The sequence below is a fragment of the Rhodobacter maritimus genome, from assembly GCF_058747975.1.
In genome coordinates this window covers 885,221-910,835 of record NZ_CM179095.1, presented here as the reverse complement: position 1 = coordinate 910,835, position 25,615 = coordinate 885,221, and the positions used below count along the sequence as shown (strand labels likewise).

Annotated in this window: 19 protein-coding genes, 1 tRNA gene and 1 pseudogene; 9 read left to right on the top strand and 12 right to left on the bottom strand. The window is 63.2% G+C overall.

Going from position 1 to position 25,615, the window contains the following annotated elements:
- Positions 1–2 precede the first annotated feature (2 nt).
- The 7 genes from AC4PTO_RS04590 to AC4PTO_RS04560 all read right to left on the bottom strand — a co-directional run bounded on the left by AC4PTO_RS04590 (position 3) and on the right by AC4PTO_RS04560 (position 6,873).
- Entirely contained in the window at positions 3–2,006 is a 2,004-nt protein-coding gene (locus AC4PTO_RS04590) for a heavy metal translocating P-type ATPase (RefSeq protein WP_492732330.1), read from the bottom strand.
- 46 nt (positions 2,007–2,052) lie between these two features.
- Positions 2,053–2,430, bottom strand: coding sequence for a hypothetical protein (locus AC4PTO_RS04585; RefSeq protein ID WP_492732328.1), 378 nt, complete (start codon positions 2,428–2,430; stop codon positions 2,053–2,055).
- Between the two features lie 14 nt (positions 2,431–2,444).
- A complete protein-coding gene (locus tag AC4PTO_RS04580) occupies positions 2,445–3,137 on the bottom strand; it encodes an ABC transporter ATP-binding protein (RefSeq protein ID WP_294983340.1) in 693 nt (230 codons plus the stop codon).
- 1 nt (position 3,138) lies between these two features.
- Positions 3,139–4,272 carry an ABC transporter permease gene (locus tag AC4PTO_RS04575; protein WP_492732325.1) on the bottom strand — a complete coding sequence of 378 codons (1,134 nt, stop codon included), beginning with the start codon at positions 4,270–4,272 and terminating at the stop codon, positions 3,139–3,141.
- Positions 4,269–5,414, bottom strand: a complete 1,146-nt coding sequence (locus tag AC4PTO_RS04570; RefSeq protein WP_492732324.1) for an efflux RND transporter periplasmic adaptor subunit — start codon at positions 5,412–5,414, stop codon at positions 4,269–4,271. The genes AC4PTO_RS04575 and AC4PTO_RS04570 overlap by 4 nt, the downstream gene beginning before the upstream one ends.
- A gap of 3 nt (positions 5,415–5,417) precedes the next feature.
- Positions 5,418–6,014 (bottom strand): TetR/AcrR family transcriptional regulator, encoded by a 597-nt coding sequence (locus AC4PTO_RS04565; protein WP_492732322.1) that lies wholly within the window; start codon positions 6,012–6,014, stop codon positions 5,418–5,420.
- 154 nt (positions 6,015–6,168) lie between these two features.
- A complete protein-coding gene (locus AC4PTO_RS04560; RefSeq protein ID WP_492732320.1) occupies positions 6,169–6,873 on the bottom strand; it encodes an IS6 family transposase in 705 nt (234 codons plus the stop codon).
- A 51-nt stretch (positions 6,874–6,924) separates the two neighbouring features.
- Here AC4PTO_RS04560 and AC4PTO_RS04555 point away from each other — a divergent pair, with 51 nt between their 5' ends.
- Complete coding sequence (locus AC4PTO_RS04555) at positions 6,925–10,812, top strand: PLxRFG domain-containing protein (protein WP_492732318.1); 3,888 nt, start codon at positions 6,925–6,927, stop codon at positions 10,810–10,812.
- Positions 10,813–11,253: 441 nt separating this feature from the next.
- Here AC4PTO_RS04555 and AC4PTO_RS04550 read toward each other — a convergent pair whose 3' ends face one another.
- The gene (locus AC4PTO_RS04550) at positions 11,254–11,451 is read right to left on the bottom strand and encodes a hypothetical protein (RefSeq protein WP_492732316.1); all 198 of its coding nucleotides are present in this window, start codon (positions 11,449–11,451) and stop codon (positions 11,254–11,256) included.
- Here AC4PTO_RS04550 and tnpC point away from each other — a divergent pair.
- The 3 genes from tnpC (at position 11,398) to AC4PTO_RS04535 (ending at position 14,817) form a co-directional block, all read left to right on the top strand.
- Entirely contained in the window at positions 11,398–12,687 is a 1,290-nt protein-coding gene (gene tnpC, locus AC4PTO_RS04545; RefSeq protein ID WP_492733536.1) for an IS66 family transposase, read from the top strand. The genes AC4PTO_RS04550 and tnpC overlap by 54 nt on opposite strands.
- Positions 12,688–13,051: 364 nt before the next feature.
- Positions 13,052–13,639, top strand: a complete 588-nt coding sequence (locus tag AC4PTO_RS04540; RefSeq protein WP_492732314.1) for an ANTAR domain-containing response regulator — start codon at positions 13,052–13,054, stop codon at positions 13,637–13,639.
- Entirely contained in the window at positions 13,636–14,817 is a 1,182-nt protein-coding gene (locus tag AC4PTO_RS04535; protein WP_492732312.1) for an ABC transporter substrate-binding protein, read from the top strand. The genes AC4PTO_RS04540 and AC4PTO_RS04535 overlap by 4 nt, the downstream gene beginning before the upstream one ends.
- A 62-nt stretch (positions 14,818–14,879) precedes the next feature.
- Here AC4PTO_RS04535 and AC4PTO_RS04530 read toward each other — a convergent pair whose 3' ends face one another.
- Positions 14,880–15,098, bottom strand: a complete 219-nt coding sequence (locus AC4PTO_RS04530; RefSeq protein ID WP_492732310.1) for a hypothetical protein — start codon at positions 15,096–15,098, stop codon at positions 14,880–14,882.
- 15 nt (positions 15,099–15,113) lie between these two features.
- On the opposite strand from AC4PTO_RS04530, the gene AC4PTO_RS04525 reads away from it, so the two are divergent.
- Genes AC4PTO_RS04525 through AC4PTO_RS04505 form a run of 5 tightly spaced genes read left to right on the top strand, consistent with a single transcriptional unit; the run spans position 15,114 to position 22,611 of the window.
- On the top strand, positions 15,114–16,325 hold the full coding sequence (locus AC4PTO_RS04525) for an MFS transporter (protein ID WP_492732308.1): 1,212 nt from the start codon (positions 15,114–15,116) through the stop codon (positions 16,323–16,325).
- An 18-nt stretch (positions 16,326–16,343) separates the two neighbouring features.
- A complete protein-coding gene (gene nirB / locus AC4PTO_RS04520) occupies positions 16,344–18,779 on the top strand; it encodes a nitrite reductase large subunit NirB (protein ID WP_492732306.1) in 2,436 nt (811 codons plus the stop codon).
- Positions 18,776–19,108 carry a nitrite reductase small subunit NirD gene (nirD, locus tag AC4PTO_RS04515; RefSeq protein WP_492732304.1) on the top strand — a complete coding sequence of 111 codons (333 nt, stop codon included), beginning with the start codon at positions 18,776–18,778 and terminating at the stop codon, positions 19,106–19,108. Before nirB ends, nirD begins: the two co-directional genes overlap by 4 nt.
- Positions 19,109–19,119: 11 nt before the next feature.
- Positions 19,120–19,971 carry a formate/nitrite transporter family protein gene (locus AC4PTO_RS04510; protein ID WP_036744094.1) on the top strand — a complete coding sequence of 284 codons (852 nt, stop codon included), beginning with the start codon at positions 19,120–19,122 and terminating at the stop codon, positions 19,969–19,971.
- A 12-nt stretch (positions 19,972–19,983) separates the two neighbouring features.
- The gene (locus AC4PTO_RS04505; RefSeq protein ID WP_492732302.1) at positions 19,984–22,611 is read left to right on the top strand and encodes a molybdopterin-dependent oxidoreductase; all 2,628 of its coding nucleotides are present in this window, start codon (positions 19,984–19,986) and stop codon (positions 22,609–22,611) included.
- Between the two features lie 202 nt (positions 22,612–22,813).
- On the opposite strand, the pseudogene AC4PTO_RS04500 reads toward AC4PTO_RS04505, so the two are convergent.
- From AC4PTO_RS04500 to ychF, 3 genes and pseudogenes are all read right to left on the bottom strand, one after another.
- Positions 22,814–23,290 (bottom strand): annotated as a pseudogene (locus tag AC4PTO_RS04500) (IS21 family transposase); the annotation flags it as partial.
- Between the two features lie 887 nt (positions 23,291–24,177).
- Positions 24,178–24,267: transfer RNA gene (locus AC4PTO_RS04495), tRNA-Ser, on the bottom strand.
- A gap of 104 nt (positions 24,268–24,371) precedes the next feature.
- Positions 24,372–25,469 carry a redox-regulated ATPase YchF gene (ychF, locus tag AC4PTO_RS04490; protein WP_492732300.1) on the bottom strand — a complete coding sequence of 366 codons (1,098 nt, stop codon included), beginning with the start codon at positions 25,467–25,469 and terminating at the stop codon, positions 24,372–24,374.
- Positions 25,470–25,615 lie beyond the last annotated feature (146 nt).

The window sequence follows — 25,615 nt, the reverse complement described above, 5'->3', positions numbered from 1 at the left end:
TGCTATCCGGCCTCGCGTACCCGTTCTGGGCAGGCCCGATCGCCGCCGTCGCTCTGCGTCGCCATCGCCGGCAACGGCTGGGCGACCGGCGCCGCAGTCGGCTCAGCCCGCAGCTTCGGCCGGCGGATCGGGTCGGACAGGAGCCTGAGCCCGTTCAGCACCACCAGCACCGTCCCGCCCTCATGGCCGATCACCGCCAAGGGCAGCGGCAGGTCGAAGAAGAGGCCGCCGGTGACCAGCACCAGCATGGCGCCGATGGCGAAGACCAGATTCTGGCGGATGACGGCGGAAGCGCGGCGCGACAGGCGGTGCGCGTCGGCCAGCCGCTCCATGTCCTCGGACAGCAGCGCGACATCGGCCGCCTGAAGCGCGACCTCCGACCCGGCGGCGCCCATGGCGATGCCGACATCGGCGCGGGCGAGCGCGGCCGCGTCGTTGACGCCGTCGCCGACGAAGGCGACCTTGCCGTCTCGGGTCAGCTCGGCAATCCGGCCCACCTTGTCCTCGGGCAGCATCCCGGCATGGATCTCGTCGGGCGCGAGCCCCAGCTCGCCGCCGATCCGCAGCGCCACCGGACGACGGTCGCCGGTCATCATCACGATGCGACGAACCCCGCCCCGACGCAGGGCGGCCAAGGCGGCGGCCGAGCTCGGCCTCGCCTCGTCCGCGACGCAGACTGCGCCGAGAACCCTCTGGCCTCGCCCCAAATAGACCACGGTCTGCGCCGTATCCGCCAGCGCGCGAAGCTCGTGCCGGTCGATCCGGGCACCCATCTCCTCGGCCAGATAGGGGTTGCCGGCCCAGAGGGGGCCGTGATCGTCCCGCCCGAGGATGCCGAACCCGGGTCGCGCCGTTGCGTCCACGACCTTCGCCGCCGCAAGCCCGCGCGCCCCGGCCTCGCGGGCGATGGCGGCGGCGATATGATGTTCGGACCCGGCCTCCAGCCCGGCCAGCAGCGACAGGAAGTCGGCCTCGTCGCCGTCGAGCGCCACCACCCGCGTCACCTCCGCGCGGCCGTTGGTCAGGGTGCCGGTCTTGTCGAAGGCGAAGGTGTCAACACTGGCCAGGGTTTCCAGCGCCGCCCCGCCCTTGAAGAGCACGCCGCCGCGCGCCGCCGCCGAGAGCGCCGACAGGATCGCGGCCGGAACCGAGATGACGATGGCGCAGGGGCTGGCCGCGACCAGCAGCGTCGCCGCCCGGTAGAGCGCCTGCTCCCAGTCGCGGCCCATCCACCAGAAGGCGGCGAAGGCGATCACCGCCCCGGCCATGACCGCGACCGTATAGCGCTGTCCGAACCATTCGCTGAACCGCTCGGAGGGGGCGCGGGCGGCCTGAGCCTCGGTCACCAGCCGGATCATGCGGGCGATGGTGCTGTCGCCGACCGTCCTGGTGACGGTCATGTCCATCACGCCGTCGAGATTGACCGTGGCCTCGAAGACCTGCGCGCCCGCCTCTTTGGAAACCGGCATGGATTCGCCGGTGATGTTGGCCTCGTCGACGCCGCCGCGCCCGGCGACGATCACGCCGTCGGTGGGCACCCGGGCGCCGGGGCGCAGCACCACCACGTCGCCGATCGCCAGTTCGCCGGCGGCGACTTCCTCGACCGCGCCGCCCGCGGTCCTGCGCAGCGCCGTCTCGGGGCGCAGCGCCATCAGCGCCTCGATGGCGCGCCGCGCCCGGCCGAGTGCGCGCTCCTCAAGCGTGGTGGAGATGCTGAACAGCGTCAGCAGCACCGCGCCCTCGAACGGCGCGCCGACGACCGCCGCGGCGATGGCGGCGGCGATCATCAGGAGGTCGATGTCGAGAACATGCTCGCGCCACAGCTCCGAAACCGCGCGCCAAGCGGTTGGCAACCCGCCCGCCAGATAGACCAGAGCCAGCCCCGGAGCCAGCAAGGCGCCAAGAAGCTCGTGCGCGGGCCATTGTCCGGCCACGGCCATCGCCATGCCGAGAACGGTGGCGAGCGAGAGGACCAGCGACAGGTCCACGGGCAGGGATCGCTTCATGTCAGGCTCCTGGCTGGCACAAGTGCTGGCTGGGTTCGAGAATCGTTCAGGTGGGCTTCTTGCCCCGCAACGCAAGCGCGGCGATGGCAGTCCAGATGCCGGTGCGCAGGATCATTGCGCCCATGGTGCGCGCCTCCCAGGCGCCGCCCGTCAGGACATGCCAGAGGAAGGCGGCGAAGATCAGCGCTGTCGCCACGGCAATTCCAAGCGCCAGCATCGGCGCCCAAGCCCCGCCGCGCCAAAGTCCGATCCCGGCCAGGACATAGGCAAAGCCGGCACCGAAGTTGAACCATAGCACGAAGGGCACCACCGCGCCCATGTCGACGCCGCCAAAAAGCGCGCGGCCTCCCGAAACGATGGTCAAGAGGCCGAAGATCACGGCGACGGCCGCGGCGACGGTCAGCGAGAGGGGGCGGCGGCTCATGGGGTTCCTCCGGGTCAGGCGTCGGCCAGGCGGCCGTCGCGCAGGTGGATCAGGCGGTCGAAACGGTCGAAGATCTTCTCGTCATGGGTGACTGTGACGATGCAGGCCTCCTGCTCGACGGCCAGCTTGCGCAACAGGTCCATCACCAACCCGGCGCGCGCGCTGTCGAGCGCGGCGGTCGGCTCGTCGGCCAGGATGATGCGGGGGCGGTTGGCCAGCGCGCGGGCGATCGCCACGCGCTGCGCCTCGCCGCCCGACAGGAGCGCGGGCTTGACGCGCGCCCGGTGACCGACCTCGAGATAGTCCAGCAGTTCACGCGCCCGCGCCCGGCCTTCGTCAGCGGGCCGCCCGGCAAGGTCGAGGACGACGGCGACATTTTCTTCGGCGGTCAGGAACGGCAGGAGATTGTGGGCCTGGAAAATGAAACCGATCTTGTCGAGCCTGAGGCGTCGCAGGTCGCGCCTGAGCCATCTGCCGTCGAACACCGGCTCTCCGTCCAGCACCACCCTCCCCGAGGAGGGCGCAAGGATGCAGCCGATGATGTTGAGAAGCGTGGTCTTGCCGGAGCCGGAGGGGCCAAGCAGCGCGATCACCTCGCCGGCGCGCACGGTAAGGTTGATTTCGCGCAGGGCATCGACGCGGGTCTCACCCTCGCCGAAATGCTTGGCCACGGCCGCAACCTCGATCAGCGTGTCGCCAAGCGCCATGTCAGCTCCCGAGCGCGGTGGCCGGATCGACCTTCATCGCCGCCCGCACGCCGAGCGCGGAGGACAGAAGGCAGACGGCGGCGATGATACCGGCCAGCACCATGACGTTGAACGGCTCCAGCACCACGCGGCGCGGGAAGTAGTCCTTGACGGTCAGGATCAGCGCCAGCCCGATCCCCCAGCCCGCGGCGCCGAGGATCAGCGCCTGCTCGACGATCAGTGCGACGATGGTGCGGTCGGGCGCGCCGATCAGCTTCAGGGTGGCGATCTGCTTCAGCTTCTCCATGGTCATGGTGTAGATGATCAGCGCGATCACCACGGCGCTGACCGACAGCAGGATGCCGAGGAAGAGGCCGATCTGCCTGCGCGCCTTGTCCACCACGGAGGCCAGCAGCAATTCCTCCTGTTCGCCCTGGGTCATGGCGGCAAGGTGCTTCCACTGGCGCACGGTCGCGGTCAGCAGCTCGACATCGGCCCCCGGCGCCATGCGGGCGATCACCGCGGCGACCGAGGCGGACTTGACGGAGGTTGCGCCACGCGCCGCCTGCACCCGCTGGGCCGCCGGGTCGAGTTCGGTCTGCAGCGCCATCGCGTCCGAGAGCGTCACATAGACCGCCGGATCGCCGCCCGAGTTCATCGCCCCCTCGACCAGCCCGACCACCGTGAAGCGGTCGCGCCCGAGGCGGATGGTCTCGCCGGGCGAAAGGCCGGTCTTGCGGTCGGCCACCAGCTCGAAATGACTGGCGCCGATGCCGCGCCCCTCGGCGATTGTCTGCGGCCCGCCCGGGCGACCCGGCTCGTATCCGACGACGTAGAGGCGCAGCGTTTGTCCGCCATGGGGCGCTTCGATGTTCTGGAAATTGACCGCGCCGGCCTCGGCCACGCCGGGCATCCGCGCCACCGCATCGCGGGTGTCGGCGGGAATGCTGGAGGCTTCGGCGAAGGGGCCCTTGGTGCCGGCCTCCACCACCCAGACATCGGCCGCCGGCGCCTCCACCACAGCCAGCGCGTCCGCGACGAGGCCGTTGTAGATACCGATCATGGCGAGGACGACCGTCATCAGCAGCCCGAGTCCGAAACAGGTCAGCACGAAGCGGAACAGCCCGTGGCGGATGTCTTTGAGCGCGAGGTTCATGGCGCCTCCGCGATCCGCGCCCGCCGCCCCTCGGCCGCGCCCTTCGGCACCCGGGCGACGATCATGGCCCCTTCGGGCAGGCCGCCGATGACCTCGACCCGACCGCGATCGTCGCGGGCGCCGAAGGTCAGTTCCGCGCGGTTCAGGCGCCCATCCGCAACCGTCCAGACCGTGCCGCGATGCCCGTCAAAGCCGGTGATCGCCAGTTCCGGCACCATCAGCGCGGTCGCGCGGGTGCCGGTCAGGATGCGCACCTCGGCCTGTTCACCGAGAAACATCTCGGCGGGACAGTCGGCGCAGGTCAGCCAGACGCGGCGTTCCTCGTTCACCCGGTCGCTTTCGATGCCGATGCGGGCAATGCTGCCGTGAAACTCGGCCGCGGGCTGCGAGCGCAACCGGATCGTGCCGGGCTGGCCAAGGGCAAGCTGCCCGGCGCGCTCCTCGTCCACATAGGCCTGGATCCAGATCGACGACGGGTCGATCAGGGTCAGGACGGGATCGCCCGCCTTGACCACGGTTCCCGCCTCGACCTGCCGGGCTACGACCAGTGCCTCATAAGGGGCGATCAGGCGGTGATGGGCCAGCAGGGTTTCCTCCTGGCGTAATCCCGCCGCCGCATCCATGCCCTGGGCCCGGATCACCGCGACATCGGCCTCGGCCACGGCCAGGTCGGCGCGCGCCACGTCCTCGTCGCGCTGCGCCTCCTCGGCGCGCTGAACCGAGGCGACATCGCGCTGCGCCAACCCCTGCTGGCGGCGGTTCGCCGCCTCGCGCTGCGCCAGCAGGATGCGGGCGCGCACGACCGCCGCTTCTGCCTTGGCAAGGCTGGCCTCGTTCGCCGCCACCGCCGCGCGGGCGCGAGCCACGCGCGCCTCCTGTTCGGCGGCGTGCAGGCTGGCCAGTTCCTGACCCGATGCCACCCGGTCGCCGGCATCGACGGCCAGCGCCGTCAACGCCCCGCCGACCTCGAACCCCACGCGGCTGAGGATGCGCGCCTCCACCGTCCCAAGCCCGTAGATGCGCAGGGCCACATCGCTTTCGGGCTGCGCGACCGTGACCGTCAGCGGCCTTTCGGTCAGGAACAGGAAGCCCGCTGCGATCGCCAGCGCCACAAGGAACCCGAACAGCCAGACGCGCCGCATCGCCTATTCCCTTTTCGCGGCCAGCAGCCGCAATTGCACCTCGAACAGCCGTAACCCCTCACCCTGCAGGTCGAAATCGCGTGCACCCAATGCCCAGCGGATCGCCACACCCTGCACCAGCGAGGTCAGCAGCACCGCCGCATCCACCGTCTCGATGTCGCCGCGCAGAATGCCCGCTTCCTGCCCGGCGCCGACCTCGCGCGCGAGCAAGCCGCGATAAGCCGTCAGCAGGCCATGAAACGTGGCGCGCAGTTCCGCGTTGGTGACGTTCAACTCGCGTGAGAACAGCAGCATCGGCAGCGCTGGCGTCGCGGCGATCTGCGCGAATTGCGCCGCGATCAGCGCGCGCAGCCGGACAATCGGCCCATTGCCGCGGCTAAGCGCGTCCTTCCAGGCCGCTGCCAGCCCTTCGGCGACATGTTCGGCGACGGCCTGCCACAACGCGGCCTTGGTGGGGAAATGCCGGAACAACGCCGCCTGCGTCACCCCGATTGCCGTAGCCACCGCCCCGGTCGTCACCCGGTCCGGCCCGATCCTGTCGGCCAGAGCGAGAACTACGGTGACGATCTCGGCCTTGCGCCGCTCAGCTGACTTTCGCATGGACGTTGATAAGTGAGTAAGTAATTACATACGTCTGATTGACGGAAGCATGTCTGTCAAGATGCGATGTCCGCAATCCGCTGATCTCGAGCGCCTCGGCAGGTGCTGCCAGACAAATTCGAACCAGTCTCCGCAAGGACAGTAGACCTGTCCCTTATGCCGCACAGAGACCGCGCCACTCAGCCAGGGCGGCGGCTCGGTTCAGCTTGAAATGTGATCTTGTGGTGAGGCTGCGTTCCGAATTGAACAGGTTGAAGACCGAGGCGTGGACCGAGGCAAATTTCTGCAAACTTCGCATCCGGCGGAAGCGTTGCATGGCCCGTTCCCGTCGCCGAAACGGCAGATGTGAATTCTCTGCCCTGTTGTTCAGCCAACGCCCCGTTTCCTGTCGATCGGCGTTGCCGATCTCCTTCAGTGCGGCGCCATATGAGCGCAGCCGGTCCGTAACAATGACGTCTGGGCGCCCGTGCTTGCGCATTGCTTTCCTTAAGAATTTTAGCGCCGCCTTCTTGTCTCGCGTCTTGGTCACGAAGCTTTCCAGGACTTCGCCTTCGTGATCCACAGCCCGCCAGAGGTAATGGCGTTCACCGTTGATTTTCACGAACATCTCGTCCAGGTGCCAGCGCCAGTGGCTGGATTTCATCCTGGCAATCCGCCGCTTTCGGATTTCCGATGCAAACATCGGCCCGAACCGATGCCACCAAAATCGAATGGCTTCGTGACTGACATCGATACCCCGTTCATGGAGCAGATCCTCGACATTTCTCAGCGACAGCGGGAACCGGACGTACAACATCACCGCCAGGCGGATGACCTCCCGGCTGGTTTTAAAGTACTTGAATGGATCGCGTTTCGTCATACCGGGACGCTATCCAGCCCCCTGCCCCGCCGCAAGCCAAGTTCCTTTGACATGTCCATTAGCACCAATCTCCGCCAGGCGGATGATCTCGGGGCTGGTTTTGAAGTACTTGAAAGGCGAGCGTTTGGTCATCTTCAAAGGCTACGAAAGCCCCCTGCCCGCCTCAAGACAAGTTCCTCTGACAAGACCGGCGACAGCTATCCATACCTGAAGAACGACGAGATCGACATCGTGCGCCCGGCGTTCGATGCGCTCTTCGAGACGATCCAGACCCGCGAGACCGATCAGGGGATCGAACTCTATCAACGCGACATGAGCGATCGCCCCTCCGTCTCCCTCAATAGAGCCTTCGCAGGCCCCAAAATCAATGGCGTGCCCGCCGCTTCCCTGCGCGACATCGGCGCACTGGTGGGCAAGATCCTCGACGCGCATGGGCTGGGCGCCAAGATCTCGCCCCGCGTGGTGCGGGGCATTCTGTCATCCTCCGGCGTGCCGGTTCTGGGTTCATATCGTGCCGGCACCATGAGGGTGAACGCGCTGGCCGCAGACCCAGCACATGTCGTGCGGCACGAGATCATCCACGCCCTGCGCGATGCGCGCCTCTGGGGCACGCCCCATGGCCTCTTTACCCAGCGAGAGTGGCAGGCACTGGTGCGCGCCGCCCGCGCCGACACGGCGCTGCGCAAGGCCGTGGAGACCGCCTATGCCGATCAGGGCGCAACCGCCCAGACCGAAGAGATGGTGGCCGAGATGTATGCCGACTGGGCACGCGCGCGCGATGCCGCGCCACCCGGCCTTCTCGGCCGCGCCTTGGAACGCATGCAATCCTTCTTCCGCGCCATGGCCTCAGCCCTGCGCGGCGAAGGGTTCGTGGATGCCGCCGCCGTCATGCGCCGTATCGCCAATGGCGAGATCGGGGACAGAGGACCGGACGGGCCGAATGGCGGGCTCGAGACCGGTTCCGAAGAGCGGAACATGTATCAGCGCACGCCGGTTCACCTTCGTCCCGCAGAGATCGGCGGAGACCTTGCGTCCCTGTCCAGCCATCCGGACTATGCCGCAGCAAAGGCTGGCGACGTGGAAGCTGCGGTTCGCCTCGCGCGCGACATCGTGACAGACGATCTGGTGCAGCGCGTGCGTGACATGATTGGCAAATCAGATCCCCTTGTCGTGCCGGTGGTGTCGGAAGAGGCGAGCGGCAGGAACAAGATCCCGCTCGCGGCCGCCGAGGTTCTGGCAGCGCGCCTCGGCGCTGGAATCAATGCAGAAATCGTGCAAGCAAACGCGCCGCGCCGCACTGCGATGTCCGGTCTCGACCGAATCTTTGCCTCGCCAGTGTTCGATGGGGATGTCGTTGCCGGGCGGGATTATCTGATCCTGGACGACACCCTGACCCAGGGCGCCACCTTCGCGGCGCTTTCAAGCCACATCGAGGCAGGTGGCGGCCGTGTTGTCGGCGCCCTGGCCTTGACCGGGAAGCAATATAGCGCGAAACTGCAACCCGATCCCGATACCCTTACCGCGCTTCGTGAGAAACATGGCGACCTTGAGCAAGAGTTCATCGCGGCAACAGGCCACGGCTTCGACGCGCTCACCGAGTCCGAAGCCCGATACCTCACGAATTTCAAACCGGCTGAGCGACTCCGAGATCGAGTCATTGAGGAAGGACGCCGCGGAGGCGCGCGTGCGGATCAAGGAACTTCTCAAGACGTAGCCAAGGAACAGCGCGCCTATCACGGCACGCCGCATCTCTTTGATCGGTTCTCCCTGAACAGCATTGGTTCCGGCGAAGGCAATCAGACCTTCGGATGGGGCCTGTATTTTGCCGAGAATAAGGACGTTGCGCAGTTCTACCGATCCAAACTGTCGGGATCTCGACAAAAACTGATGCGCGGCGACACAGAGGTCAACCCGGATAGTTGGGAATACTCGATCCTGCGAACGATCATGGATGATGTGAAGGCAGGTAAATCCATCGCCGACTCCAAGGCCGAAATCCGGGGCGATCTTGAGTTCAGGAAGGAAAACGCCGCGCGCTTTGGCGATGATGTGGGAGAATTGAACGCCGCGCTGGATATGCTGGAAAGCCTTTCCCTCGATGATTACCGGCAAACCCCTGTTGGCCAGTTGTATGAGGTTGAAATCCCCGAACCCGATCAATTTCTGGATTGGGAAAAGCCGATTGCCGCCCAGCCCGGTCATATCTACAAGGCGCTTGTAAAGGCCTTCGACGGGCCCGTAGATGAACGCAAGCCCGGCTTTGAGATCTACGAAGACCTGGCCAAGAAGTTCCGAGATCGCGCCTATGATGATGGGCTGACCATGACCGCGGATATGGCGCGAACCCGTGAAGGCTGGACGCCGGAAAACATGGCCCGCTATCAGGAAATCAGAGGCAGATATGATCACCCGGATCGCGCCGCATCAGAGGCTTTGCGCGCTGCGGGCATTCCCGGTCACCGTTACCTCGATGCCGGTTCGCGAGCGGACAGTTCGGGCACAAGCAATTTTGTGGTCTATGACGACAGCACGATTGAGATCGTGGCCAAGGAACAGCGCGATCTCTCCGCGCTGAAGGCGCGCCTGTCGCGATCCAAGGGCCGGGCGCTGGGCATGATCGGCAAGGACGGATGGAAGACCACCCCTGCCCTCTTCTCGAACTGGCTGTCTGACGCGATGGGCAAGGATGCGCGCTGGAACGTCCTTGGGCTGGTTCCCGGTCGCGCTCTCTTCGCCGAACTCGGAAAGAACCTGCCGGCCGCCGCAGAGTATCTTGGGCTGAAGGAGCGCATGGACGCCGATCGCAACGACTGGCAGGCCCGTTCCGCCAAGATGGTGGACAAGTGGACCGCCGCAGCACGGCGCAACCCGGAAGCCAATCAGGCGCTCATGGAGTTGATGCACGATTCCACCCTGACAGGGATCGACCCGACCAAGGAAGATGGCTGGAAGCGCCTGGTGGACAACGAGGCCGCGCGCGTCACCGCCAAGGATAGCTCGGAACGGCAGGAATGGGCGAAGAAGGTCAGGAAGGAAGCCGCCGAACGCCGCGAGACCCATGGTGATCTGGTAGCCACCTATGACCGCCTGCCGAAACCCTTCAAGGATCTCTATGCCGAGATCCGCGATGAATACTCGGCCATGGCTGACGCGATGGATGCGGCGCTCATGGAGAATATCCGCTCCATGTCGAAGATCCTGATCAAGAAGGCCGACCGGGAACACCGCAAGGAACTGGATCGTATCCGCGACGAAGGCCTGACCGGACAGGCCCGCGCCGAAGCGCTTGAGAAGGCCAATGAGAAGAAGGCCGCCGCCCATGCCCGCGCCGCCCGCGGCGAGGGGGCCAAACTGAAGCAGCTGCGTCAGCTGTTCGAGGCCAACCGGCTGGAAGGCCCCTATTTCCCCTTGGCGCGCTTCGGAAACTACTTCGTCACGATCCGTGACGCGGCCGGCAAGGTCACCTCCTTCTCGCGCTTTGAGACGGCGCGCCAGCAGAAGGAATGGATGGCCCAGGCCGAGAAGGACGGGCTGGGCAAGGTGGAAAGCGGCGTGCTTGGTGGCGATGTCGATCTGCGCGAACAGGTCGATCCGCGCTTCCTCGCTGATGTGGAAGACCTTCTGGCTGACGCCGGGGCCTCGAAAGAGCTGATGGATCAGGTCTGGCAACGCTGGCTGGAAACCCTGCCCGACCAGTCGGTTCGGACGAACAAGATCCACCGCAAGGGCCGCAAGGGCTACAACAAGGATGCGGTGCGCGCATTCGCATCCTCGATGTTCCATGGCGCCCACCAGATGGCGCGCCTGGCAGTTGCTCATGCAGTTGCAGGGGTTCACACCGGCCGAGGTCGCAGAGCGCTACAAGATCAACAACCGCCTGCGCAACAAGCAAAACCGCATCGAGGACCGCCGCAAGGACATTGTTCGCGAAATCGGTGACGCGGTGCGGGCGGGTGAAGAGATCCCGCAGGATGCGTTGGAACGCATGGGCCAGTTCAACTCTGAAATCCCTGAATGGGCGATCACCGCAGACACGATCCGCCAGTCTGTGCGGTCGCGACAGCGGGCCAGCCAGAGAAACGAGATGGGCGTGGCGTTGAACCCGAAGCTGAACCAGCGCCTGCGCGGTGATCAGCCTCCTGCGCTATATGGAGGATGATGTCAGTTCACCCCGGCACTCGCCCGCTCGATCCACAATAGCGTCTTGCGAATGTCATCGGTGAACCGCAGAACCTCTTCCTGCGATACCTCGGAAGGAGGTTCGTCTACCTCCAACATGTCCCCGCTGTTGGAGACTGCCGAGGCAACCCTGGAATTCAGGTTGGCCAGCAAGCGAGTATATCGAGCGCGGTTCATAAGGTCTCCGGGGGTTGGCTTAGTTCAGTTGATCTTGGCGTCAGGCCAAAAGTCGGACACCACGACTTTCGCGTTGTCCCACATCGCCGCCAGCGCCTTTTCCGGGTCGCCACCAGATTTCACGGCTATCAGGACGAAGGCGCACATAAGGTCGGCGGCGGCGGTTGCATTCCCACCCATCTTCGGCGCGAGATCGTCGTCCGCGAACCGAAGGTCGAGCAATTTTGCGCCTGCGGGTGTGCAACCGCTCGAATGAGCGAGCAGGTCATTGAAAAACTGGCTTACAAGCCGGCAGAAGTTTACGTCGTCGAGGAGCGATACCCCAAATACGCCTGTCGGAAATGCGGTCATTTTGTTCAGGCCAAGGTTCCGGAGCGGGTGTTTGATTACTCGCGCTATGACGACAGCATGTCGCTGGCCGCGGTGATTTCAAAGTTCGCGGATTTCCTCCCCCATTATCGTCTTCAGCAGATTTTCGGGCGTAACGGAGTGCAGATAAATCGATCGACCCTTTGGCGCCTCGTCAAACGTGCCGGCGAAGCGCTGAAACCACTCTACGAGGCACTACTTGCGGATCTGCAAGCCTGCACGAAATTGTTCATGGATGAAACGACGGCACGGCTTCTGGACCCCGGGCGGGGCAAGACCAAGACCTGCTATATGTGGGCCATGTGTCGAGACGATAGGCGTTCAAAAGGCAGGCAGCCCCCAGCTGTGGTTTTTCGCTTTGCGCCCTCTCGTGCCGGCCTGCATGCCGAAGCCCTTCTCGAGAACTCCACCGGCATTCTTCAGGTGGATGGTTACAAGGGCTACAATCGGCTGATGGCCCTTGACCGGGATCGAGGGCCGATGGTGCTCGCCTATTGTTGGGCGCATGTGCGCCGTAAATTCCACCACGCGTGGGAGGTCCGGGGGCCAAGATGGGCCGATGCCAAGAAAGTCGTTCAAACCATAGACAGACTTTTCGAGATCGAGCGTGAACTGAAGGGGCAGGCACCAGCCGTTCGACTGGCTGAGCGGAAGCGTCTCAGTGAGCCTATTGTCGATAGGCTTTTCTTGGAGCTGGGTGCCATCCAAGGCCAAATTTTGATGAAAGATGCCTTTGGTGACGCGATCAACTACACACTGAAACTGCGAGACGGCCTGCGGATATTCCTTTCCGATGGGCGGGTCGAAATGGATAACAACCTCGTGGAAAACGTGATCCGCCCTTTGGCGCTGATCCGGAAGAATTCCTTATTTGCGGGTTCAACACTCGGCGGCGAGATTTGGGCGATGCTGTCCAGTCTTATCGGCACCTGCAAGCTCAACGGTGTCGAACCGTATGCCTATTTGACTTGGGTGTTCGAGAAGATCGCGGCGAAGCTACCGCTGGCAGAGTATCATAAGCTGTTCCCGTGGCACTGCCCGATCGGGAGGTATCCAAATGAGCAGATGAGCCTGAAGCCAGCTAGCTGAAATGGAGGTGACGTTTCAATGTGGCGCAATGCCTTGCGTTGTCCAACGCGGGCGACTGCCGGAAAGGGCGGACAGCGGACTTTCGCCGCACAACCCGCCGATGTCGGCTTTACACCGGCCGGACCTGTAATCGCCCCTATTCTGCTACGCGGCTCTGGAACGAAATTTACCCCAATCGCTGCGGATGTTATACTGTACCGCGACAGGTCTTTTTCCGCCGAACCTGCGCAGTGTCGTGGTCGCGTTGAACTGTTGATGCAATTTTCAGCAACCGTCGAAAAATTGGGCAGCGATGGTCCAGCGGCAACTACATATCGTTCTCGATATTGTATTCAGCTTACTGCAACAGCAATCTGCGATCCAAATGCACAAGAAGCTTTTGATCGTTGTCGTTGAGCCCGATTCCGACCGGGCCAAGTCCATCGTCGATGGGCTTCGTCAAGCTGGGGATCATGAGATTCGTGTGATGGCCGAGCAGGCCGGACTGGCCCGCCAGGTTGCCAGCCTGCAGCCGGATGTGGTGCTGATCGACATGGCCAATCCGTCCCGGGACGTTCTTGAGGAACTGGCATTGGCCTCGGGGCCTTCCGAGCGGCCGGTCGCGATGTTCACGGACAGCACGGATGAGCAATTGACGCGTTCTGCCATAGAGGCGGGAATATCGGCCTATGTCGTCGATGGGCTGCGGCCTGAACGGATCAAGCCAATCCTCGACGCCGCCATCGCGCGCTTTCACATCATGCAACGGATAAAGGCCGAACTGGCTGCGACGCGCGCCGCGCTGGAAGAACGAAAAGTCATTGACCGTGCCAAGGTGGTGCTGATGAAGGTGCGGGGAATCGACGAGGAAGCAGCTTATGCACTGTTACGCAAGGCGGCGATGGATCAGGGCAAACGCCTCGCTGAGATCGCGGAGCAACTGGTCATGGCTGCGGGACTGTTGGGCAAATGATCTCGCTGCGCCTTGGCTATGTGCCCTTGATCGACGCGGCACCGCTGATCGTTGCCCAGGAACTTGGCTTTGCCGCCGAAGAGGGACTGCGGCTGGAGCTGGTGCGATTGGGCGCCTGGACGCAGGCTCGCGACATGCTGGGCGCTGGAATGATCGACGCAGCCCATATGCTGATGCCGATACCCATTGGTCAGGCGCTTGGGCTGGGGCCGCCGCTGCCGCCTATGGATCTGGTGATGTTCATGTCCCAGGGCGGGCAGGTCATCGCGGTCAATCGCACGATCGAGGCGCGGCTGCGCGGGATCGGTTATGGGTTCGATTTTGCCGACCCTCGCGCCGCAGGGCAGGCCTTGCGTAATGTGGTTGCGGCACCTCTGCGCGTGGGTGTCCCGTTCACCTTCTCAACGCATCTGGAGCTGACGGATTACTGGCTGCGGGTCAGTGGCTTTGCGCCGGAAGAGGTCAAGTTGATCACCGTGCCGCCGCCGCGGATGACCGATGCCATGGCGGCAGGCGAGGTGGACATGTTCTGCGTGGGCGAACCCTGGGCCTCTTTCGCGGTTGAACGAGAGGCCGCAGCGCTGTTGCTGCCCGGAACTTCTATCTGGGCTGCGCCTCCGGAAAAGGGCCTTGTCCTGCGGCGCGATTTCACCGCCGTACGCCCGGATGAGACCGGCGCGCTGATGCGGGCGGTCTGGCGGGCGGGGCGCTGGCTGGATCAGCCCGACCAGCGTGGCCTCGCCGCCGAGATCATCTCGCGCGCCGGATATCTGGATCTGCCGCCGGAACTGGCGGACAGGGGCCTGAGCGGGCGTCTGCTGCTGTGTGCGGATGGCGAATTGCGAGAGGCGCCACGTTTCATCGCATTCAATGCGGGTGCCGCCAGTTTCCCGTGGCGCAGCATTGCCGCCCTGATCGCAAAGCGGATCGCGCTGCGCTATGGGAAAGACATTGACGTTGCCATGGCCCGCGCGATGCAGCATTTCCGCACCGATCTTTATCGTAAGCATCTTCGTCCGGCGGGGGCGGCATTGCCTGGTGCGTCCTCGCGGCTGGAAGGAATGCTGGTCGAGGACCGTATGGTCGCAGCCGAAAGCGGGCAGATGATTCTGCGCGCCGACGGGTTCTTCGACGGCTTCACATTCGAGCCGCCGGAACAGTTTTCGTCAATAAGCTGATCAAAATTTAGGCAGGCCGCGCGTTTGCCGCATGAATTCTCAGCGCTGGCGCCTCTCGCCTGTCAAAAATTGCTGCTCTGCAGCATTGGTGCTTGCGGCGGCGGCGGCCGGGGGGCGATGTTGAGGCAAGGCTTGGTGCAATGGCGTACCTGCAGTCTGCTCGCAACGATGCGGTATTCTTCATGAAAGCGTGACTGCGGTTCGCCGTTTTGTCCCAATTCCGGCAGGTTTTTGCCGTATGGCCGCGCTTTCCGACAGCCACTGAAACCCAGTTTTGCCATCGGAGCACCGCAATAATGACAACCACATCCCCTAGGGAATCGCGTCAGGCACTGACGCTTTCGACCATCGCCTTCACCATCTGCTTCGCCGTCTGGACGATCTTCTCCATCATCGGTCTGCAGATAAAAGAACAGCTTAACCTCTCTGAAACGCAATTCGGCCTGCTGATCGGGATGCCGATCCTGACCGGATCGCTGGTCCGGCTTGCGCTTGGCGTGCTGACCGACCGGCTGGGCGGGCGCCTTGTCTATACGCTGACCATGCTGGCCGCCGCGCTTGCGACATTCCTTCTGGGCTGGGCCGAAACATATGCGCAAATGCTGATCGCAGCACTTGGCGTCGGGCTTGCAGGAGGGTCCTTCGCCGTCGGGGTCGCCTATGTCTCGCGCTTCTTCGATGGCAGGAAGCAGGGCACCGCGCTTGGCATTTTTGGCGTCGGCAATGTCGGCGCGGCTGTCACGAAATTCGTCGCACCCTTCGTCATGGTCGCCTTCGGATGGCAGGCCACGGCGCAAATCTGGGCCGCGGTGCTGGTCGTTACGGCGATCCTCTTCTGGCTTCTCAGCAAGGATGATCCGGTCACCTCTGCGCGCCATGAAGGCAAGGCCCCGCTGCGCAGTATGAAGGCCGAACTGGCCCCGCTGAAGAATGGGCAGGTCTGGCGGTTCTCTGCATATTACTTCTTCAGCTTCGGCGGCTTCGTCGCTTTGGCTCTGTGGCTGCCGCATTATCTGATCGGGGTATACGGTCTTGGCGTAAAAACCGCCGGCATTGTCGGTGCAGCCTATTCGATCCCGGCCTCGATCTTCCGCGCCTGGGGCGGCATGCTGTCGGACCGCGTCGGCGCGCGAATGGTCATGTATTGGACGCTTTTCGTCTCGGCGGCCTGCGCGGCGATCCTGTCGATACCCGCCGGGGTTTCGGTGGCCATCTTCCTGATCGTGATCTTCATCCTCGGCTTCTTCATGAGCCTGGGCAAGGCCGCCGTCTACAAGCACATCCCCAGCTATTACCCCGACAATGTCGGCGCAGTCGGCGGGCTTGTCGGCATGATCGGCGGGTTGGGCGGCTTTGTCCTGCCATTGCTGTTCGGCTGGCTGAAAGAGGAAACCGGCCTCTGGTCCACCTGCTTCATGGTGATCTTCGTGCTGGTGATCGGTTGCCTGATCTGGATGCATGCCTCGATCCGCCTGATGGATCGTGCTGCCGCGCCGCAAGCCGCCTGACCTGAAGGAGAACGAGCGATGAAAAGGAAACTGGTTGTCATCGGTGCAGGCATGGCCTCTGGCCGGATGCTGGAACAGCTTTTTGACGCGAATCCGGACGCCTATGACGTGACGCTGTTCAACGGCGAGCCACGCGGAAATTATAACCGGCTGATGCTGTCCCCGGTTCTGTCGGGCGAGAAAACATACGACGACATCGTCACCCATGACGAAGACTGGTATGTCGCGCATGGCGTCGATTGCCGCTTCGGGCAGCCGGTGGTCAGGATCGACCGCAAGAACCGCGTGGTTCATTCCAACCATTCCAGCGCGGAATATGATGCGCTTGTGATTGCGACGGGTTCAGCCCCTTTCATCATTCCTGTGGCAGGAAAAGAACTGCCCGGCGTTGTCACCTATCGCGACCTTGAGGATACGAATGCCATGATCGAGGCGGGCATGGCCGGCAAGGATGCCGTCGTGATCGGTGGCGGCCTGCTGGGGCTGGAGGCCGCCGCCGGCATGGCGTCGCGCGGGGCGAAAGTGACCGTCATTCATCTGATGGATCACCTGATGGAGCGTCAGCTGGATCCGGCCGCAGGCTATCTGCTGCAAAAGGATCTGGAAAAGCGCGGTATCACCGTTCACTGCAAGGGCGCGACCAAGGCAATTATGGGCAACGGCCGGGCCGAGGCGGTGCTGCTGGAAGACGGCACCGTCTATCCCGCCGATCTGGTCTGTATGGCGGTCGGTATCCGCCCCGAAACCCGCATCGCCGTCGACGCGCATCTTGATGTCGAACGCGGGATTGCCGTCGATGACGCGCTGCGGACCAGCGATCCGCATATCTTCGCGCTTGGCGAATGCGTCGAACATCGTCAGCAGCTGTTCGGGCTGGTGGCGCCGCTTTACGATCAGGCCAAGGTGTTGGCGAAAACTCTGCTGGGAGAAGAGGCCGCGTTCCAGCCCGTCCAGACCGCGACCAAGCTGAAAGTCACCGGCTGCGACCTTTTCAGCGCCGGCGATTTTGCCGAGGGAGAAGGCCGCGAGGATATCGTTTTCCGCGATCCGGGGCGCGGTATCTACAAGCGCCTGGTCCTTCAGGACAATCGCATCATCGGCGTCGTCATGTATGGCGACACAGTGGATGGCAACTGGTTCTACGGGCTGATGAAGGAGGGCACGGATATAGGCGAGATGCGCGACACGCTGATCTTCGGTCCGGCCTATCAGGGGGGTGCCGCACCGGACCCTATGGCGGCCGTTGCAGCATTGCCGCCTGAGGCGGAGATCTGCGGCTGCAACGGCATATGCAAAGGCACGATCGTCGAGGCCGTCCAGAACGGCGCGACCACGCTGGATGCGGTGCGCGCAACCACCAAGGCCAGCGGTTCCTGCGGCACCTGCACCGGACTGGTGCAGCAGGTCATGGCCTTTACCCTTGGCGGTGACGTGGCCGAGGCCCCGGAAGGCATGTGCAAATGCACCGATCACACGCATGAGGATGTGCGCCGCCTGATCAAGTCGATGGGTCTGAAATCCATCCCCGCCGTCATGCAGGAACTGGGGTGGAAATCGGTCGGCGGATGCCATTCCTGCCGTCCGGCGCTGAATTTCTATCTGCTGGCCGAATGGCCGCTGGAATATCGGGACGACCGCCAGTCGCGGTTTGTGAACGAACGCAACCATGCGAATATCCAGAAAGACGGCACCTATTCGGTCGTGCCCCGCATGTGGGGAGGTGTGACCACCCCGGATGAGTTGCGCGCCATCGCCGATGCGGCGGACAAATATAACGTTCCCATGGTCAAGGTCACCGGCGGTCAGCGGATCGATCTGCTGGGCGTGAAGAAAGAGGATCTGCCGCATATGTGGGCCGATCTGAACCAGGCCGGACTGGTCAGCGGTCACGCCTATTCCAAGGGGCTGCGCACCGTCAAAACCTGTGTCGGGTCGGAATTCTGCCGTTTCGGCACGCAGGATTCGACCGGGCTGGGCATCCGTCTGGAAAAGCTGCTCTGGGGCTCGTGGACGCCGCACAAGGTCAAGCTGGGTGTCTCTGGCTGCCCCCGCAACTGCGCCGAGGCGACCTGCAAGGATGTCGGCGTCATCTGCGTGGATTCCGGCTTCAAGATCAGCGTGGCCGGTGCCGCCGGGATGGAGGTGAAGGAAACCGAACATCTGGCCGATGCCGCGACCGAGGACGAAACGGTCGAGATCATCACCGCCTTTGTCCAGCTTTACCGCGAACATGCGCAATATCTGCATCGCCCCTGGAAATGGGTCGCAAAGGTCGGGCTGGACTGGGTGAAGGAACAGGTCGTCGATGATCTCGACAATCGCCGCGATCTGGTCGCGCGGTTCGAGATCAGCCAGTCGGTCTATCGCAAGGATCCCTGGGCCGAGCATTCCACCACCTTGGAGACGCCCAAATGGGCGCCGCTTGCCGATTTCACACTGGAGGCCGCCGAATGACCCATTTCGTCGATATCGGAGCTTTGGATGATGTGCCGAAACAGGGCGCACGGGTGGTGAATACCGCGCAGGGCTGCATCGCCGTCTTCCGCACCGCGGATGACCAGGTCTTCGCGCTGGACGACCGCTGCCCGCATAAGGGCGGGCCGCTTTCTGAGGGGATCGTGCATGGCAGCTCGGTCACCTGTCCGCTGCATAACTGGGTCTTCGACATGAATTCGGGCGAAGCGCAGGGCGCGGATGAAGGCCATGTCCGAACCTATCCGATCCGTGTCGAGCATGGCCGCATTCTGATCAGCGCGGGGCTGATGGCCCGCCGCGTAGCCTGAGGAGTTTCAAGATGTCTTACGTGACACCCAGCGATTTCGCGAAAAAGATGGTCGATGCCGGTGAGGCGAAGGTTTTCATGTCCACCAAGGACACGCTGATCCGCGCCTTTATGGCAGGCGCGATATTGGCGCTTGCTGCGGCTTTTGCCGTGACCGTCACCGTCAATACCGGCAATGCGCTGATCGGTGCGCTACTTTTTCCGGTCGGCTTCTGCATGCTTTATCTGCTGGGCTTCGACCTGCTGACGGGGGTGTTCACGCTGGTCCCGCTGGCGTTGCTGGACAAGCGGCGCGGCGTCACCATGAAGGGGATGCTGCGCAATTGGGGCCTTGTGTTCTGCGGGAACTTCGCTGGCGCCTTCACCGTGGCGATCTTCATGGCGATCATCGTCACTTTCGGCTGGTCCGAGGCCCCGAACGAAGTCGGTCAGCGGATCGGCCATATCGGCGAAGGACGGACCGTCGGCTATGCGGCACATGGCGCGGCCGGCATGCTGACGCTTTTTGTCCGTGCGGTGATGTGCAACTGGATGGTCTCGACCGGGGTGGTCGCGGCGATGATGTCGACCAGCGTGTCGGGCAAAGTCATCTCGATGTGGATGCCGATCATGGTGTTTTTCTACATGGGCTTCGAACATTCCATCGTGAACATGTTCCTGTTCCCCTCGGGGCTGCTGCTGGGCGGCGATTTCACCATCGCCGACTATCTGATCTGGAACGAGATCCCGACGGTCATCGGCAATCTGGTCGGCGGGCTGACCTTTGTCGGCGCAATGATCTATGCCACGCATTACAAGACCTCGCCCGAGCTTGACCGGGATGAGCCGGTCAAGCCGCAACCCGCCGTCATGCCCGCCGAATAAAGGGCCCGGACCATGAACATGCAGCCCGCAACCAAACCGATCCGGACGACATGCCCCTATTGCGGAGTGGGCTGCGGCGTTCTGGCCACGCCGCTGGCCAATGGCGGGCTGGCGATCGAGGGCGATCCCGATCATCCCGCGAACAAGGGCCGGCTTTGCGTCAAGGGCGCCGCGCTTGGCGAGACATTGGGCCTGCGGGGACGCCTGCTCGATCCCTATATCCACGGCAAAAGATCGAGCTGGGATCAGGCGCTCGATCTGGTCGCGCAGCGTTTCAGCGATGCCATCGCCAAACATGGGCCGGATTCGGTCGCCTTCTACGTCTCGGGGCAATTGCTGACCGAGGATTACTATGTCGCCAACAAGCTGATGAAGGGCTTTATCGGCAGCGCCAATATCGACACCAATTCAAGGCTTTGCATGGCGTCGTCGGTGGCGGGTCACAAGCGCGCCTTTGGCAGCGACACGGTGCCGGGGCTCTATGAGGATCTTGAGCTTGCCGATACGGTGGTCCTTGTCGGCTCGAACCTCGCCTGGTGTCACCCGATCCTGTATCAGCGTCTGGCCGCGGCACGAGAGACGCGCGGGACAAAGGTCGTCGTCGTCGATCCCCGGCGCACGGCCACCTGCGACATCGCCGATCTGCACCTTGCGCTGAAAGCGGGAACGGATACCGTCCTGTTCAACCTGTTGCTGGCGGAAATCGCGCGCCGTGGCCTGATCGATCACGGTTTCGCCGCCAATCTGGACGGGATGGAGGATGCGCTGGCCGCAGCACAGGCAATTCCGCTATCCTCGACCGGTCTGCCCGATGCCGATCTGACCCGCTTTCTGGACCTGTGGACCGCAAGCGAGCGTGTGGTGACGGTCTATTCCCAGGGCATCAACCAATCCGAAAGCGGGACCGACAATGTCAACGCGATCCTGAACTGTCACCTTGCCACCGGCCGGATTGGCAAGCCCGGCATGGGGCCGTTTTCGGTCACCGGTCAGCCCAATGCCATGGGCGGGCGCGAGGTTGGCGGGCTTGCGAATATGCTGGCCTGCCATCTCGATATCGACAACCCGGATCACCGCGACGCCGTCCGGGGTTTCTGGCAGGCGCCGCGTATCGCCGAGAAACCGGGCTTGAAAGCGGTGGACATGTTCCGGGCCGTCGAAGAAGGCAGGATCAAGGCGCTTTGGATCATGTGCACCAATCCCGCCCTGTCCATGCCAGAGGCCGACCGCGTGGCCCGTGCCATCAAGGGCTGCGACTTCACGGTCGTTTCAGACATTGTGGCGCAAACCGACACAACGCGTCTGGCGGATGTGCTGTTGCCTGCGACCGGCTGGGCGGAAAAAGACGGAACCGTCACCAATTCCGAACGCCGGGTCAGCCGCCAGCGCCGTGCTCTTGCCGCTCCGGGGCAGACCCGGGACGACTGGCGCATCATGGCGGATGTGGCCAAGCGGATGGGCTGGGCCGATGCCTTTGATTGGACGGGGCCTGCGCAGATTTTCGCGGAACATGCGGCGCTTTCCGGCGTGGCTGGCGGGCTTGGCAGCGACTTCGACATCTCGGATTATCGTGAGACGACAGCGCCTGAATATGACAGGATGGAGCCGTTCCTCTGGCCGCAATCTCCGTCGCGCCAGGGTGGGCGCCTTTTCGGAGACGGGCTTTTTCAGACGCCATCGGGGCGCGGGCGCATGGTCGCGATCTTTCCCGCCAACCGGCGGCCGGTCGATATTGCGGCACCCTTCACGCTGAATACCGGGCGCGTGCGCGACCATTGGCACAGCATGACACGGACGGGACGGGCTGCCAGGTTGTCCCGCCATATCGCCGAGCCTTTCCTTGAGCTTCACCCACGCGATGCCGAGCGGCTGGGTCTTGCCCCGGCCGGTCTGGCGCAGGTCGAGAACGAACATGGCCGCGCAATCCTGCGGGTTCTGATCACGGATCGTGCAGCACCCGGCCATCCTTTTGCGCCCATTCATTGGACCGGCGAGACGTCATCGGCGGGTCGTGTATCTTCGCTTGTTCCGGGTCTGACCGATCCGATCTCGGGGCAGCCCGCCCTGAAATCCGCCGCCGTGAATATAAGCGCCTTCCGGGCAGGCTGTTACGGGTTTGCCGTGTCGAAATCAGAGATCAACGCGGCCGGCGATTACTTGGCCATCGCCAAACTTCCTAAAGGCCATCAGGCAGAACTTGCGTGGAAGGAACCCCCCCGTGATTGGATAGAAGAGGCCGCAAAACTTTTCGGCCTGGATACCACGCCAATGATCATGCGTGACCGCCATCACGGGACTGTCCGGCTGGCCTTTCTTCAAGACGGCCGCCTGCAGGCAGCTCTGTTTGTTTCGCCCGGGCCAGTGGCCCTGTCCCGCAGTCATATCGCCGAGGCATTGGACAGCGATCAGACTGCAGACATCCTTGCGGGCAGGCCGGGAGGCGATCGGCAGGACGAAGGCGCTGTCGTTTGCGCCTGTCTTGGAATCGGTGCTAACAGGATCGCGCGCTTCATCGCGACCCGGAAAACAGCTACCCTTAATGAAATCGGCGCTGCCCTGGGTGCGGGGACGAATTGCGGATCATGCCGGCCCGAGTTGAAAAGGATGCTGGCTCGGACTGCAGGGGCAGTTGATCGCTGATCTGATGCGGGTTTGCTGGCGTATTCGCTATTCCCTTGCTTTGGCGTGGATGCGGGTACTTAAAAAGCAAAGGTAGCAAGGCTTGCTTCAGTGTCCCCGACCATCCGTAGGGGCTATTTCGTCCAAGCAGTCGCTTCTACTAGCCATCTCTAAATGGCGCTTAGCAGTGGTAACTCTTCTGTATCAACATTCGCCATGCCTAGGCGCGCACGAAGCAGGCATCACTGTGCGGCAAGTCCATAACGAAGAAGTGCGCCTTCTGCTCGACGCCGCCGATGACGACCACAGCCTCGCCGAAGTCGGCCTGGGCATGTCCTGGCGGATGGGCCAGCGGCACGAACATCTCTCGGCCGCGCCGCTCGCGCTCCCGCATGTAGTCCTTGATGATCGTATAGCCGCCGGTGAAGCCATGCTCATCGCGAAGCCGCTCGAATACCCGCTTCGCCGTGTGCCGTTGCTTTCGATGGACCTCGCGATCCCCTTCCAGCCAGCCATCGATGATCTCGGTGAACCCATCCAGCTTCGGTCGCTTCACCGGCGCCGTCCGCCGGTATCCAGGCGGAACCGAGAACGCCAACATCTTCCGAACGCTGTCGCGGGAAACCCCAAACTGACGCGCAGCCTCGCGCTGGCTCATGCCTTCTGAACAAGCCAGGCGAACCTTCCGATACAAATCCACGGTGAAAATCCTCCCGCCCTCCCTGTCGCCAGAAAGGGTAAAGGTGGACGACTTTTACGCCGCCCGCAGCGGGCTCATCCCGCCGCTACCGTGGTCGACTTTCTCACCGCCGTTCTCATTATGAACTTTTTCGCGCGTGAAGCGTGTATGTCTTCACACATGTGTACTTGCGGAAATGCGCAAGGGTGCAGAAAAATACTAAGGAGACAAAATCTCTATACAGAATTTGCATGGAAACTGTTGGTGAGGCTGGAATGGAAAGGCAACCTAGCCGAGCGGCCCAGCGGCGGCGGCGTAAGAAACTACTCGCGGCTATGTCCCCTGAGGAGGTCGCGAAGTTTCGCAAGAAGCAGAATGACACGAAAACAACGGTTTCTTTCATTCATAAGAAGATCGGAAAGTCTCGCTTCGTCATCTCTAGCCCCAACGAAGGTGATTTGGATTGATCTGCTTCGTCGCAGAACAGCGGATCTCCAAGGCGCAGGACGTTCTTGGCACCATGTACGCCACTGTCGAAACCCCCTCACGGAGTTCGACAGTCAGGGCATCGTCAGCGTCTTCCCGAAGGACCGAGCGACGCAGATCATCGAGATAGTGAGGGGGCTGAATTCAGTCGAAGCAGCTTGAAACCTATCAGCTGTGCCGCCCGGGACGGGAAGCGCGTACGACTTCTTCGAGGACGAGCATGGCAACGCCCCGATGCCCGCCATTCGAGAGAAGTTTCGATGAACGTTGTACCCTGCCGCACCGGTGCGCCAATGTGGCCGAGCCCGAATCTTGATCGACGGTTGTCGCAACTGGTCGCGGCCAAGCGCAAAATCAAAGGCGGGCGCTTAGGCGGGTAGCTCCTCACAACACTGAAATTTTCTTTAATTTTCAATGATATGTGGCGGAGACGAAGGGATTCGAACCCTCGAGACGGTTTCCCGTCTACTCCCTTAGCAGGGGAGCGCCTTCGACCACTCGGCCACGTCTCCGCCGACCCGTTTAATCGGGGCCAACGGCGGGGGCAAGGGGAAAGGCGCGGTGGGGAGCAGAGAAAATTCCAATCCGCCAAACACTTTTCCAGACCAGCATCCCCTCAGGCGTTGAACAGGAAGTGCAGAACGTCACCGTCCTTGACCTCGTAGGTCTTGCCTTCGACACGGAACTTACCCGCCTCCTTGGCGCCCGCCTCGCCCTTGTACTGCACGTAATCGGCGTAGGCGACGGTCTCGGCGCGGATGAAGCCGCGTTCGAAATCGCCGTGGATCACACCGGCGGCTTGCGGCGCCAGCGTACCCTTGCGGATCGTCCAGGCGCGGGCCTCCTTGGGGCCGACGGTGAAATAGGTCTGAAGGCCCAGAAGCGTGTGACCGGCACGGATCAGACGGTCGAGGCCTGCCTCTTGCAGGCCCATCTCGCCCAGAAACATCTCGGCTTCCTCTGCGTCCAGTTGGCTGATCTCTTCCTCGATTCTGGCCGAGATCACGACGCTTGCAGCCCCGCTGGCGGCAGCCATCTTCGCCACGGCGTCGGATTTCGAATTGCCCTTGGCGGCGCTTTCTTCCTCGACGTTGCAGACATAGAGGACGGGCTTGGCGGTCAGCAGTTGCAGCATCCCCCAGGCCTTGCGGTCATCCTCGGCCACCGCAACGGTGCGCGCGGGGCGCCCTGCCTCGAGCGCCTCTTTCGCGGCCTGCATCAGGCGCGCATCCTCCTTGGCCTGCTTGTCGCCCGAATTGATCTTGCGCTGCAGGTTGGCCAGCCGCTTCTCGAGGCTTTCGAGATCGGCGATCATCAGCTCGGTCTCGATCGTCTCGGCGTCGGCAATCGGATCGACACGGCCCTCGACATGGGTCACGTCATCATCCTCGAAACAGCGCAGAACATGGGCGATCGCGTCGGTCTCTCGGATGTTCGCCAGGAACTGGTTGCCCAGACCCTCGCCCTTGGACGCGCCTTTCACCAGACCCGCGATGTCGACGAAGGTCATGCGCGTCGGAATGATCTGTTTCGAGCCGGCGATCGCGGCCAGCTGATCCAACCGTTCGTCGGGCACCGCAACCTCGCCCACATTCGGCTCGATCGTGCAGAAGGGAAAGTTCGCGGCCTGCGCCGCGGCGGTCTTGGTCAGCGCGTTGAACAGGGTGGATTTTCCCACGTTCGGCAGCCCGACGATGCCCATCTTGAAGCCCATGATCGCGTTCCCCTGCTGAATGATCCGCCGCTTCATAGACAAGCGCGTCCCACCGCGCAAGGACCGCCCCGCCACCTGCCCGCCCGATATTCCCGTCCCAACCTTCCCGCATTGCCACGCGCCCGCGCCGCTGGCACACTGGCCCT

Coding starts and splice junctions, on each gene's coding strand:
- AC4PTO_RS04530 (WP_492732310.1), bottom strand. CDS start 15,098: ATGGCAAAACTGGGTTTCAGTGGCTGTCGGAAAGCGCGGCCATACGGC.
- AC4PTO_RS04585 (WP_492732328.1), bottom strand. CDS start 2,430: ATGAGCCGCCGCCCCCTCTCGCTGACCGTCGCCGCGGCCGTCGCCGTG.
- AC4PTO_RS04565 (WP_492732322.1), bottom strand. CDS start 6,014: ATGCGAAAGTCAGCTGAGCGGCGCAAGGCCGAGATCGTCACCGTAGTT.
- AC4PTO_RS04505 (WP_492732302.1), top strand. CDS start 19,984: ATGAACATGCAGCCCGCAACCAAACCGATCCGGACGACATGCCCCTAT.
- AC4PTO_RS04580 (WP_294983340.1), bottom strand. CDS start 3,137: ATGGCGCTTGGCGACACGCTGATCGAGGTTGCGGCCGTGGCCAAGCAT.
- nirB (WP_492732306.1), top strand. CDS start 16,344: ATGAAAAGGAAACTGGTTGTCATCGGTGCAGGCATGGCCTCTGGCCGG.
- AC4PTO_RS04570 (WP_492732324.1), bottom strand. CDS start 5,414: ATGCGGCGCGTCTGGCTGTTCGGGTTCCTTGTGGCGCTGGCGATCGCA.
- AC4PTO_RS04535 (WP_492732312.1), top strand. CDS start 13,636: ATGATCTCGCTGCGCCTTGGCTATGTGCCCTTGATCGACGCGGCACCG.
- AC4PTO_RS04540 (WP_492732314.1), top strand. CDS start 13,052: ATGCACAAGAAGCTTTTGATCGTTGTCGTTGAGCCCGATTCCGACCGG.
- ychF (WP_492732300.1), bottom strand. CDS start 25,469: ATGGGCTTCAAGATGGGCATCGTCGGGCTGCCGAACGTGGGAAAATCC.
- AC4PTO_RS04560 (WP_492732320.1), bottom strand. CDS start 6,873: ATGACGAAACGCGATCCATTCAAGTACTTTAAAACCAGCCGGGAGGTC.
- AC4PTO_RS04525 (WP_492732308.1), top strand. CDS start 15,114: ATGACAACCACATCCCCTAGGGAATCGCGTCAGGCACTGACGCTTTCG.
- AC4PTO_RS04590 (WP_492732330.1), bottom strand. CDS start 2,006: ATGAAGCGATCCCTGCCCGTGGACCTGTCGCTGGTCCTCTCGCTCGCC.
- AC4PTO_RS04555 (WP_492732318.1), top strand. CDS start 6,925: ATGTCCATTAGCACCAATCTCCGCCAGGCGGATGATCTCGGGGCTGGT.
- nirD (WP_492732304.1), top strand. CDS start 18,776: ATGACCCATTTCGTCGATATCGGAGCTTTGGATGATGTGCCGAAACAG.
- AC4PTO_RS04575 (WP_492732325.1), bottom strand. CDS start 4,272: ATGAACCTCGCGCTCAAAGACATCCGCCACGGGCTGTTCCGCTTCGTG.
- AC4PTO_RS04510 (WP_036744094.1), top strand. CDS start 19,120: ATGTCTTACGTGACACCCAGCGATTTCGCGAAAAAGATGGTCGATGCC.